This is a genomic window from Spirochaetota bacterium, from assembly GCA_030154445.1.
In the GTDB taxonomy this organism is placed as follows: Bacteria; Spirochaetota; Brevinematia; order Brevinematales; family Brevinemataceae; genus Brevinema_A.
The window spans coordinates 60,984-73,837 of sequence record JAGUQW010000012.1; the positions used below are offsets into that span (position 1 = coordinate 60,984).

Sequence of the window (12,854 nt, forward strand, 5' to 3'; positions counted from 1 at the left end):
TACAATGCAAGAATTATTGTTAAATTTATATCAAACAACTGGAATTGCAATGATGACTATATCTTCATTAATAATGATAGGTATAGGGCTGATATTATTATATTTAGCTATTGCAAAAGGTTATGAACCTTATTTATTATTACCTATAGCTTTTGGTATGTTATGGATTAATCTACCAACATCTATAGGAGAAGGATTGATGAATGAGGGAGGATTATTATATATTTTATATCAAGGTGTAAAATTAGGTATTTATCCACCACTAATATTTTTAGGGATAGGGATGCTTACAGATTTTGCTCCTTTAATTGCAAATCCAAAAAGTTTATTATTAGGAGCTGCTGCTCAATTAGGAATATTTTTGGCTTTTTGGATTGCTGTTTTATTAGGAATGACAGGACCTGAAGCGGCTGCTATTAGTATTATTGGTGGTGCTGATGGACCAACAGCTATTTATTTAACATCCAAATTAGCACCTCATTTATTAGGACCTATAGCTATTGCAGCTTATTCATATATGGCGTTAGTTCCTATTATTCAACCACCTATTATGAGATTACTTACAACAAAGAAAGAAAGACTTATAAAAATGGAACAGTTGCGGTATGTATCTCAACGAGAAAAAATACTATTCCCTATTGTTGTAATGATTATTATTATTATGATAGTACCTTCATCAACATCTTTAGTTGGAATGTTAATGTTAGGAAATTTATTTAAAGAAAGTGGCGTAGTTCCTAATTTAGTTGAAAATGGAAAAAACGCTTTATTGTATATAGTTACTATATTTCTAGGAATTACTGTAGGAGCGACAGCTAAAGCTGAAACTTTTTTAATAATTGATACTTTAAAAATACTCACAATAGGATTATTTGCATTTATTATTGGTACTGCTGGTGGTGTTTTATTAGGAAAGGTAATGTGCATACTTAGTGGTCAAAAAATAAATCCTCTTATTGGAGCTGCTGGTGTTAGTGCTGTTCCTATGTCTGCTCGGATTGTTCAAAAGGTAGGAGTAGAAGAGGATCCAACTAATTTTTTATTGATGCATGCCATGGGACCAAATGTTGCTGGAGTGATAGGTTCAGCTGTTGCTGCTGGGACATTATTAAGTTTCTTTAAATAAATATAACACTACTATATATATAAATTATTAAAAATAAAAAACACAAGTTTAATACTTGTGTTTTTTTAAGTTAAATAATATTTTCAAAAAACTCTTTATCTTTATCAAAAAGATAAAGAGTTAATTTTGATGGTGTTAGGACTTGATTAAGTCTATATAAGACAATTTTCATCCTAATAAAATCTTGTGTTGTTGTTACTTGAGCTGGTCTCATACTTTGACAAGCTTTCCCTACATCCATATCAGCTATAATAGAATATTTATTATCAACTACTATTATAATTCTATCATCATCTATGCATGAATTTTTAATATTTCTATCAATTTTATAAGTATAAAGATCCGTACCTGGTAAATGAATATCTCTATAAGAAAATCCAATAACTTGTACTCCTGATGCAACTTTTTTTGATAAATATTCTTTTAAAAATATAGCATAAGTTTCATGATTAAAATAAAAAAGAATTTCTTTTTTGGCTTTAGTAATAATATCTTGAATATTTGCAATAATTGTATCTTTATCAGATAAATTCCAAAAATCATCATTATCTGTATCTTTATCTTGAAAAAAAGCTAAGGATACAGATAATGATGATTTAGCATCTGTAAAACGTTTTTCTAATGTTGTAAGAAAATTTTCTGGAGAAATAGGGCTATATTGTTCTGGGGAATCTTTTACAATTTTCACTCCACCTTTTTCAACAAGTCTTGTAAGCATTTCATAGACAATAGGTCTTAATATACCGCTATCCTTAGCTAATTTATACCCTGTTACGGGATAATTTTTTAATAATGCTAAATAAACAGAAGCTTCATTTCTACTAAGCCCAAGCTCTTCAAAACGATCAAGAAAATGAGAAGAGGTATTATCTGACATAATTTCTCCTAAAAATTTAGTTTATTGATTTCTATCAAAAAACCCTCTACCACCACCAAGTATTTCCATATTATTAGAGTCAATATTTATAATGATTTCAGTACCAAAAATTTCAGAACCTTTTTGTACTAAACGAGGATTGCCATACATATTAATCATATTATTAGAACCATGAAAAACAGCCCATCTAGAATATGCTATTTGATCACCATTTCCTTGAATAGAAACAACATCACCGATTAAATTACCTGTATCAGTAGCTTTGTTGAATTCTATTATATTAGCATGAGATATAGTATTTTGTTCTTGAAAAAAAATTGATGGATTTATTAAGGCTTTATAAAAATCAGTTTCATGATTATAAAAAAGGACATCAGATTGAAGAGTAAATCCATCTTCTTCTGAATTTGCAATTACAGAACCTCGAGCAATATAATTATCTAGTTCTCCATTTTTAAATTGCACATTCAAACGATCTGCAACAAGTTTTTGAGTATCAGATATAGTTTGGACATTTCCTGAAACAATCATTTTATCCTCTTTTGACCAAATTCTAACCTCTTCTCCTGTAATAAATGTTGTTCCATCATCGATAGCTATATTACCTTGAACATGAATATAAGAATCATCAGGATATATTGTAATAACTCTTCCTGTAATTTTTGTAGAAATATTATTACCTTGTTCTAATAAAATTTGAGGAGATTTTCTTAGAATAATTTTTTTTTCTTTTGTAAAATAAGTTCCTTCTTGTGCTGAAAAAAATGTTCTATTATTTAAATCTGCAAATCTTAAATTACCATAAGCATAACCAATTTCTTCTTTTTCATCGTAAGTCATTGTATCAGAAACTAATGCAATAGGTCCTTGACTGAGGGTTGGTCGTCTATTATTAAATGTTTCAAGAATAACTAATCCATCTATTGTTTTAAATATACTTTTTCCTGCTGTTACAGCAACAGAAACGGATAATCCGTTAATTAAAGAAAATTGGACAATAAATAATAAGCTAAATAAGGTCACAATAAAAATATATTGTAGGTTTTTAGACGACATTGTTAAGTCCCTTCAATAGCTTCTTCATCTTCTAATAGTTTGAATTCATTTTCAAATTCTTTAGAAGAATTAGTAGAGCTAGAATTTTGTTGAGAATCGTCACTATCAGTTAATATTTGTCCTACACTATTATTAAGTTCTATATGTTCTAATGCTGAATCAGAAACCATATCATATCCTGTTATTTTATGTGATCCTCTTGTATAAGTTACTAATTTATTAGTTTCAGAGTAAAATAATTCTTTATTTTGATCCCAATATACTTTTTCTGTTTGAAGTTCACTTTGATTTGCAGAAAAAATACGAACTTCACCATCTGCAATAAGATTTCCAATATTTTGTTGAATACTACCTTTATTGGCTACAAGTACTGACTTTATTTGATTACTTTCAGAAAACAAAGTCATAGTAAAATTATACAAATATACTATATCACTTTTGTCATAAGTATTTGCTTGAGCAGCTTTGATTTCCCATTCTCGAAATCCACTTTTTTCAGTATAAGTATATAAAAAATCTTGCATAGAAGCTGCTGGTAAGTTTCTTTGTTCTCTATCATTTCTTCCTAATTTAATACCACAAGAAGTTATAAATATAAGTAAAGATAAATATATAAATTTTATTGTTTTCAAAAAATACTCACATATATGATATAAAAAAAGTACCTAGTATAGAATCTAGGTACTTTTTAATTACCCCCTAGGAGAATCGAACTCCTGTTCCAAGAATGAAAATCTTGTGTCCTAACCACTAGACGAAGGGGGCTTAATGACTAATGTACTAATATTATATAATATTTTGTATTAGATGTCAATACTTTTTTATTATTTTTTATTATTTATTCTTCTGTAGTATCATATTCATCATAAGTATTATCTTCTATTTGATCGTCAATATTTTCGTCATAAATATCATCTTCTATTTGATTATCAATATTTTCATCTTCAGGTATTGTTTCTTTTGTTATATCACCTTGAGATATATTAGTATTAGTAATACTTGTTGAAGCTATAGGAACTATAGCATTTGTTTGAATAACAAGACCTGTTTGTTGTTGCATATAAGTATTAGCTAAGTGAGCTATAATATCATTATCTCCTTTTACATATGCTAAATCTAAAGCGGTCCTTCCTAAAGAATCGATTTGTCCTATATTAATTGAAAAATTATCAACTAAGTATTTAACGAGAGTACTATTATTGTTTAGTACAGCAATATGTAAAGGAGTTTGTTGTTGGAGATTCATATCATCATCAGCTGTTGCACCTTTTTCACGTAGTTGAGAGAGAATGTCAACATAACCACTTTCAACAGCTAGAAAAAAAGGTGTTTTACCTTGATAATCTTTTATATTATATTGTGCACCTGTATCTAATAAATCTCTAACAATATATTTATAACCTAATCGAGAAGCTTCGTGTAGGGGAGTTCTAGCCATATTATTTTTAGTATTAGGATCTATTCCTAATTTTAATAAATAACGGACAACATCTTGATTTCCAAATAGTACTGCTTCAAATAACGGAGTCCAGCCACTTTTATTTTTTTGATTAATATCAAATCCAGCATCTATTAAAGTTTTTAATATTTCAGGACTAGCTTTACCAGCAGCAGTATGTAAAGGTGAGCTTCCAAAATTATCAAGTAATTTATAATTAATAGAAGGTAGTTGTAAAAGATATTGTAAAGCTAGTTTGTTGTTATATAAAGCGGCCAAATGTAGAGGTGTTCGTCCTTTATTGTCTTTAATATTAGGATCTAAGCCGAATCTAATAAGATCCTCAACTTCTTTGTAATCAAGAGTGAATAGAGCTTTATGCCAAGGAGTATTTAAAATAGGACCAGATGTGACAATTTTTTCTGAAAAACGTGTATAGGTATTGAAAATATTTGGAGGGTTTATACCTTTTAATTGCTGATTAGTTGTTATGTTATATGTTTTAAATACAATAGGTTCTTTTTTTTGAGCATTAACTAATAATTGAAGCATTTGAGGAAAACCTTTTATATTAGCAATCCATAAAGCACTATGACCAAAATTATCATTTTTTCTTATTTGAGCCTTATATTTTACAAGAACATCTGCTACAAGTAAATTGTTTAATTGAGCAGCAATATGAAGCGCCGTTCTCCCTGCGTTATTAGTAGCATTGATATCGATTTTTTGTTCAAGAAGATATTCTATAATTTCTCTGTTTGGTCGAGTTGCTGAGATATGTAAAAGAGTATTACCATCGCCACGAGTTTTGAATAATACACTGGGGTCTTGAGATATAAAAGTCTTTAATTCTTTTAAATCACTTTTAAGAATGGCTAGACATAGCGTTGGAGAAATAGTTTCTATAGAAGGTATAGTAATATAAGATGTATTGGAAATAAAAACAGTATTTGTTGAGTAATTGGTAATTTGTACAATATTGGTGGATGTGAAATCTTCATAGTATTCATCATCATCTATGGATTCATATTCGCCTGCTAACTCTTCAACTATACCATCTTCGTCATATGTAGTATCTTGCGTAAAGGAATGTTTTGGTGTAAAAATAAAGAAAAGTATAAATATAATTTTTAACATAATATCCCCATTAAATATTGCGAATCTTATATTAAGTATATAATTTTTTATAAAAATAATCAAAAAAAAGACAAGAGACAAATTATAAGCCCTTATCTTTTTTTGATTGTTTCTATGTATTAAATTTATTTACGCATATTTTTGAGTGCTGTAGCAAGAGTTACTTTTTTACTGGCAGTGAATTTTAATGTTTCCAGTAAATGGTGTATAGTTTTTTCACGAATAACTTCGTTTTTGATAGATGCTTTTTCTTCAGATGTAATATTCTTTTTAAAATCATTTATAGGTATTTTTTTTACTTGAGCATATCTGTGAAAATGATATTCTAATTCATTTTCATCTAAAGATATATTTTCTTTTTGAGATATATTTTCTAACCAAATAATAAAAGATAGCCCTTCAATAGAATCAATAGGTAGTTTTGAGAATTTTTCTAGTATATTTTTATTTTTGGCTATATCAGTGAGAGAAATATCTTCTGATATCACTTCTTTTTCAGCTACTTTAATAGTAAGATCTCGAAGATTATTTAACCATAAACTTTTTGGTAATTCAGCTTGAATTTGAGAACAAATTATATTAGAAAGCACTTCTGTTTTTTGAGAATTATTGTATTGGGTAACTAAATTCTCAAATTGTTTTTGAGATTGTTCTGAATATTCTTTTTTAGTTTTAAAAGGAGATTTTTCAGCAATTTCTTCATCTGTAACATTTTTCCAATCTTTAGCTCTTAAAATATCAATAATTTTAACTTGAATTGGATCTGAAACTTTCCCTATAAACTCAAGTAAATAACCAGAAAGATCATCAAAAGCAATAGAAATAGTATCATTTGTTTTTTTATTAACAAGAAGTTCTAATTTACTAGTATCGAAAGAAGATTCTTTTTTATCGCCAATATAATCTTTGTTTAAAATTTCTACTTTTACAATATCAAACTCTTGAATCGTACCAGAAGTTGATTCTAAAAGTTGAATTTGACGACACATAGTATCTTCTATAAATTTTTGATCCATCTCACAAGCTTCATAGTTGAATTCTAATGTTGAAAGATCAGGTTCTTTGGTGATTTTAGGATAAATTTCATATACAAAAGAGAAGAAAAATTCTTTATCTCTGGATAGTCCGTTCATTGGATTAAAACGAGGTTGACCATACAAAGGTGTTTTTTGATTTTCGATATATGTAAATGATTCTTGTGTAAGAATATCTGATACAATACTCAGTAATTCAGGTGGATTTGCTTTTGAAATCATATCTATAGGAACTTTTCCTTTTCGATAACCTGGAAGGATAAAGTTTTTTTGTAGAATAGAGATAGCTTTATCAAATGCCGTATTTGTTTCCTCTACAGAACAAGCTACAAACAACTGTCTGAGTGCGTCGGGATATGTTTTTAAATGAAAAGTCATTAAATACTCCTTTAATATCTATTATATATCTTCTGATAAGATTTTATTTTTTATGGTTTGATCTGAATCATAAGTTTTAAATTCTAATATAAATATAGTATTAGAATTTGAAGAGCTAATTTTTTCTAATCCTATATACAAAGATGGTGTGATTATTTTTTTATTAGTAATAGATTGTATATAAGTATTTATTTGTATATCACTGTTAAGAGCTTGTATTTGCTTTGTTTCGGCTTCTTTATACTTAGTTTTTAATAAAACTTGTAAATAACGGTAAAATATAGTGTCGTTAGTAATATTTTGCCATATATAAGAAAGTTTAGAAAGTCGATTTTTTCTAAAATGAAAAATCAAATTTACTGGCTCATTAAACAGGATTCCTTGATAAACAAGTTGATTGGCATTTGTACGCAAAGGAAGTAAGGTATATTCTTTTTGTTTATATTCGTTATTTAGTACAAAAGATATTTTTTCTCCGAAGGTATAGCCTCGTACATCTATATCGTTGGTAGTTATTTTGGAATAAATAGTAGTAGAAAAAAGTGAAATAATCACTAGTAATGTATACTTAAAATAATTCATAATAGATAGTATGAATTATTTTAATACGCTTTGTCAAGATATTTTTTTATTAAACAAATACAATATATTGATTTTCATATGAATATATTGTATAATTTTCTTTAATATATTATTATATCTATTATAGAATGTATTAAAATTATATAGTTTATATAAAACAATCTTATTGAAGGTGTGCAAATGAATAGCTTATTTTCAGATTCTTTATTTTCTAATCAACAGAATAAAAAAGTTGATGTTGAACCTATAAGTGATAACAAAAATATAGAATTACCCGATGAGGGTTCTTTTACAGATTTATTGAATTCTGTAGATATGTCTGAAGATAACTTTTCACCAGAAGAAGAATCACCTTTTGATCAAGCTATGTCAGACCAAAATTTTGTACCCTATAATAACAATCAGGATACAAGTTCTTATAAATTAGATCCTAATTTTTTAGATGGAATGAATCCTGAGCAAAAAGAAGCTGTCTTATACGATGAGGGTTCTTTATTAGTGCTTGCTGGTGCTGGGTCAGGAAAAACAAGAGTAATAACTCATCGTTTTGCGCATCTTGTGCAAAAATATGATCTGAGAATTTACAATATATTATGTGTTACTTTTACTAATAAAGCTGCTGGAGAAATGAAAGAAAGAATAGGGCATTTACTAGGTGTTAATACTAGAACAGCTTGGGTTCGTACTTTTCACTCTATGTGTGCGATGATACTCAGAGAACATGCTCAAAAAATAGGGTTTTCTCAAGATTTTACTATCTATGATTCTAGTGATACTAAAAATACTATTAAAAAAATTATGGAACGTTTAAAAATAGATCCAAAAGAGCATCCTGACAAAATGATAGCTAGAGTTATTTCTTTAGCAAAAGAAGAATTAATATCTCCACAAGAATTAGAAAAATCATCTCATGGAGAATTTAATCATCTGTGTGCTGAAATATACAAAGAATATCAACAGACTCTGAAACAAAATCAGGCAATGGATTTTGGAGATTTAATTACGAATACTATAATCTTATTAGAGCAATGTCCTGATGTTCGTGAACGCTATCAAAGACAATGGCGTTATATCATGGCAGATGAGTTTCAAGATACCAATAAACCCCAATATTATTTATTGAGTTTACTTAGTAGGAATCGAGCTAATGTATGTGTAGTTGGTGATGATGATCAATCAATTTATGCTTGGCGTGGTGCTAAAGTAGCAAATATTAGACAATTTCATGAGGAATTTAAAGCTCATATTGTAAGATTAGAGCGTAATTATCGTTCCTACGGTAATATTCTTTTAGCAGCCAATTCTATTGTGAAATCTATTAAGGGTCGTATGCCTAAAACTTTAAAAGCAGAAAGAGCCGATGGGGATAAGATTGTTTTTAATTGCTTAGGTGATGATAGAATACAATCTGCTTATGTATATGAAGAAATACGAAAACAAGTTGAACAAGGCAAATCTTATAAAGACTTTGCTATACTTTATAGGACAAATGCTCAATCTCGTGTATTGGAAGAAGTAATGACAAGACATAGTATTCCGCATAGAATATATGGAGGACAACGATTTTTTGATAGAGCTGAAATCAAAGATATTTTATCTTATTTGAGAATTATGGTTAATCCTTATGATGTTGAAGCATTCGAACGAGCTGTAAATGTTCCCAAAAGAAAAGTTGGTACTGTAGGTAAACAAAAAATAAGATCTTATGTAGAAAATAATAATATTTCTTATCCTATAGCTTGTTTAAATGCAGAAACTATAGAAGGTCTCACAAAACACGCATCTCAAAATCTTGTAGAATTAGGTAAAATAATTACTGAATTAAAAGACTCTATAGAAAAATTACCTCCAACACAAATTATCAAAATATTAGTAGAATCTATTCGTTATTTTGAAGATTATTTGATACCAGAATATGGGACTCATGAAGCAGAAGATAGATTTGATAATATTCAAGAACTTGTTAATGCTGTTAAGGTTTTTGAACAAGCTAATCCACAAGCATCTATTGCAGATTTTTTAAGAGAAGCTAGTTTATTATCTTCTATTAATGAAGAAGATGTAGATGAAAATAATACAGTCACATTGATGACAATACATAGTTCTAAAGGATTAGAATTTCCTATTGTTTTTGTTATTGGATTAGCCGAAGGTGTATTACCATTAACTAGTGCAACTACACAAGAAGCAGAAGATGAAGAAAAAAGATTGTTATATGTTGCTATTACTAGAGCTATGAATAAATTATATCTTACTTACGAAGAAAGATCTTTACGCTATGGAGAATTTGTTCATAATGAAAAATCACATTTTTTAGACTCTATTCCTACAGAAATTTTAAATGTTGTTACAGAGAAATCTAGCAGTAATAAAAAAGATACGTACAAAAAAAGTAATGAATCTTATAAAAATCATTACACTCAAGCTAAATCAGGAACTTCTAATTATAGTAAATATACTTCAAAAACATCAACTGTGTCATCAACTAATAGTAGAATCAAAACATCAACGGTACAGGATGTTTTGGGTGTCGATAGTACTAGTATTAAAACGGTAGCAATTACCTCTGTAAGTGAATTAAATATTGGACAAGGAGTAATACACTCTGTATTTGGTAAAGGGATTGTTGAATATAGTTCTAGTGCTATGGTGAGGATTGCTTTTGATAGATTTGGAACCCAAGTATTAATGGGAAGTACTGTATTAAATTTAAAAAAGATAGAGGAATAAATAATGCCTATTAAAAAATTTTTATTAGGATCAGCTTTTTACTCAATAGGTAATATGGTTGGTGCAGGTTTGAATATGATGTTTCAATTTATTTTGATAATATTTTTGACAACTAATGATTATGGGATTATACAACCGTTATTACAGTTTGTAGGATTATTAATACTTCCAATGTCTGCTTATCAATTTGCACTGACAAAACATTATGCTAATATGACAGCTGCAGAATTAGAGCAAGAGTCTTTATACACAGCTTCTAATATTAATAAACTTTCTGTTATTTCCACAGTGATTTGGTTATTAATAATTCCTATATTTAAAAAAGTATTTCATATCAATGATACTTTAATTTTTGTATTATTATTCTTTTCTTTGTTAATGAATATGTTACAAATTCCATATGTTTGTCGTTTACAAGCAGAAAAAAAATTCTTTAAAGCTGGTCTTGCTCAAATTATTCAAGGTTGTACGAGAATATCATTTGGAGTAATTTGTGTATGGTTGTATCCTACTATTTGGGGTGCTATGTATGGAATACTAATTAGTAATGTTGCCTTTATTTTTGGTAATATTTTTGAATATAAAAAAGAAGTATTCAAATCTATAGATCGTAATTTTATTCCTAAAAATTTCTCTTTAAGGTTATTATTCGTATCACTAGGTTCTGTTGGATTATTTTCTTTATTAATTTATTCTGACACAGTATTAGTTAGAATACTACGCCCAGAAGATTCAGCACTTTTTTCTAGTGCAAATTTACTAGGAAAGGGGATGATTTTTTTAACAACAGGAATTTCTTTTGTAGTCTTACCTTTAATGGCTAGTTCTTTAAAAGAATCAAAGAAGTCTTTATGGATAGGATTTGGTTGTTTACTCATTCTTGTTTTATCTTATGTAGTTTTTTTCTTTGTATCAGCCCCATTTTTAGCTCAGATACTATTCAAAAATGAACCACAAATATTTACATATTTTCAAACATTTATGCCTTACTATAATCTTATGTTTATTCCTTATCCACTTATATATTATTTTCTAAATTATTACTTAGTACAAGAAAATCCTTTTTACCCTTATTTATTAGTAATAGGTGTCGCAGGCTTATATAGTGGAATAGCTTATAAACATGAGACAATTTATGAAATTACAAATATTATAGGTTTGGTTGGTTATACTTTATTAAGTATTGTTATTTTACACGCATTGATTTCAAAGGACAAAGGAATTATTCATAAAGAGCAGATCGATGAAAGTTCTATTGAAAATTTAATTTAATACTAAACTGATGTTAAAATAGAATCAATAACTTTATCAGCTTCTTCTTTTGAGTAAGTTTCTTCTATAATGGTAGAAGTGTACTCTAATAAATAATCAATAGATGCGGACTCAAAAAATATTTTTAAATCTTCTAATACCGAAGTGTACAGTGCTATTTGATGAAGATTTTTAAAAGATTTTTTTAAAGTAGGCGATTTTATTTCACTATCAATTAAAATATCTACAATAACTTTACTATAAAAATTATTCCAAAGTTGTTTTCTCAAAATACATGACATAAAAAGTATCCTCTTAGTAAATTATATTATAAATCTACTAAGAGGATACTTTTTCGTCAAATAAAAATACAATTAAAATCCTATTTCTTGCATTTTATGTTTTGTTTTAGTATAACCATCTAATACTAATTGATCTTTAATCTGTAATATGTTGGTTATACTTGGATAATAAGTTTCTTTAAATTCAATAGTAATATCAGGATTGTATTTTTCATATTCTAATAAAGTAATATAAGATTGCATCAAATAAAATGATCTTAAAATATTATCTGAAAAAGGTACAAATTTGTGTATGATATTTTCTGAAAATGAGGAATTAAGATTGATTGCGTTATCAGAATTAATATTACTATAATCAATTAAATTAGAAGCGAGTGTTGGTCCACTAAATTTAGACTGTAACAATGCTAAAGGTACAGAACCCAGTACTCCACCGTCTACTAATAATTTAGATTCTTTATTATCTTCAGGAGTGAAAATACCAGGAATAGAGCAACTAGTTTTTATTGCTTTACCTAGATCTCCAGAATCAAAAATCACCTCTTTAAAATATCTCAAATCTACAGCCCTACAAGAAAAGGGTATTTTTAAATTTTCTATGAGTGTAAAATTAGCTAATTGATTTATTTCTAAAATCATATGTTTTCCACTAAAAAGACCCTGTTTATTAAAAAATGTTGGTGATGCCATATTTAATAAATTTTTAAATTGAGATTGTTTATTTAAAATATCTAATATTTGAGAAGAATTATAACCAACAGCATATAAACCACCAATAAGTGATCCAATACTAATCCCTGCGATATAAGATATTTTGATATCAAGTTCTTCTAAAGCATGTAAGACTCCAATATGAAAAAATCCACGAACGGATCCACCTCCAAGAGCTAACCCAAGACCATGTTTCTGTATTTTTTTTTTCAATAAGATGTTTTTTAACATA

At 27.9% G+C, this 12,854-nt stretch carries 11 protein-coding genes and 1 tRNA gene; 3 read left to right on the top strand and 9 right to left on the bottom strand.

Annotated features, from left to right (window positions below; translation table 11 throughout):
• Positions 1 to 4: 4 nt before the first annotated feature.
• Entirely contained in the window at positions 5 to 1,126 is a 1,122-nt protein-coding gene (locus KFW21_06110) for a sodium ion-translocating decarboxylase subunit beta (protein ID MDK2819003.1), read from the top strand.
• A gap of 70 nt (positions 1,127 to 1,196) precedes the next feature.
• On the opposite strand, the gene KFW21_06115 is transcribed toward KFW21_06110, so the two are convergent.
• From KFW21_06115 to KFW21_06145, 7 genes are all read right to left on the bottom strand, one after another.
• Positions 1,197 to 2,003, bottom strand: coding sequence for a hypothetical protein (locus KFW21_06115; protein MDK2819004.1), 807 nt, complete (start codon positions 2,001 to 2,003; stop codon positions 1,197 to 1,199).
• A gap of 21 nt (positions 2,004 to 2,024) precedes the next feature.
• On the bottom strand, positions 2,025 to 3,059 hold the full coding sequence (locus tag KFW21_06120) for a hypothetical protein (protein MDK2819005.1): 1,035 nt from the start codon (positions 3,057 to 3,059) through the stop codon (positions 2,025 to 2,027).
• Positions 3,060 to 3,061: 2 nt separating this feature from the next.
• Complete coding sequence (gene lptC / locus KFW21_06125; GenBank protein MDK2819006.1) at positions 3,062 to 3,691, bottom strand: LPS export ABC transporter periplasmic protein LptC; 630 nt, start codon at positions 3,689 to 3,691, stop codon at positions 3,062 to 3,064.
• Between the two features lie 61 nt (positions 3,692 to 3,752).
• Positions 3,753 to 3,824: transfer RNA gene (locus KFW21_06130), tRNA-Glu, on the bottom strand.
• A 73-nt stretch (positions 3,825 to 3,897) separates the two neighbouring features.
• Complete coding sequence (locus tag KFW21_06135; GenBank protein MDK2819007.1) at positions 3,898 to 5,634, bottom strand: ankyrin repeat domain-containing protein; 1,737 nt, start codon at positions 5,632 to 5,634, stop codon at positions 3,898 to 3,900.
• A gap of 125 nt (positions 5,635 to 5,759) precedes the next feature.
• Positions 5,760 to 7,046 (bottom strand): hypothetical protein, encoded by a 1,287-nt coding sequence (locus tag KFW21_06140; protein ID MDK2819008.1) that lies wholly within the window; start codon positions 7,044 to 7,046, stop codon positions 5,760 to 5,762.
• 21 nt (positions 7,047 to 7,067) lie between these two features.
• A complete protein-coding gene (locus tag KFW21_06145; protein MDK2819009.1) occupies positions 7,068 to 7,628 on the bottom strand; it encodes a hypothetical protein in 561 nt (186 codons plus the stop codon).
• Between the two features lie 180 nt (positions 7,629 to 7,808).
• Here KFW21_06145 and KFW21_06150 point away from each other — a divergent pair, with 180 nt between their 5' ends.
• Both KFW21_06150 and KFW21_06155 read left to right on the top strand, forming a co-directional pair.
• Positions 7,809 to 10,358 carry a UvrD-helicase domain-containing protein gene (locus KFW21_06150; GenBank protein MDK2819010.1) on the top strand — a complete coding sequence of 850 codons (2,550 nt, stop codon included), beginning with the start codon at positions 7,809 to 7,811 and terminating at the stop codon, positions 10,356 to 10,358.
• A 3-nt stretch (positions 10,359 to 10,361) separates the two neighbouring features.
• Entirely contained in the window at positions 10,362 to 11,630 is a 1,269-nt protein-coding gene (locus KFW21_06155) for an oligosaccharide flippase family protein (protein ID MDK2819011.1), read from the top strand.
• 2 nt (positions 11,631 to 11,632) lie between these two features.
• Here KFW21_06155 and KFW21_06160 read toward each other — a convergent pair whose 3' ends face one another.
• Both KFW21_06160 and KFW21_06165 read right to left on the bottom strand, forming a co-directional pair.
• Positions 11,633 to 11,911, bottom strand: a complete 279-nt coding sequence (locus KFW21_06160) for a hypothetical protein (protein MDK2819012.1) — start codon at positions 11,909 to 11,911, stop codon at positions 11,633 to 11,635.
• A gap of 72 nt (positions 11,912 to 11,983) precedes the next feature.
• On the bottom strand, positions 11,984 to 12,853 hold the full coding sequence (locus KFW21_06165; protein MDK2819013.1) for a patatin-like phospholipase family protein: 870 nt from the start codon (positions 12,851 to 12,853) through the stop codon (positions 11,984 to 11,986).
• Between the last annotated feature and the right edge of the window lies 1 nt (position 12,854).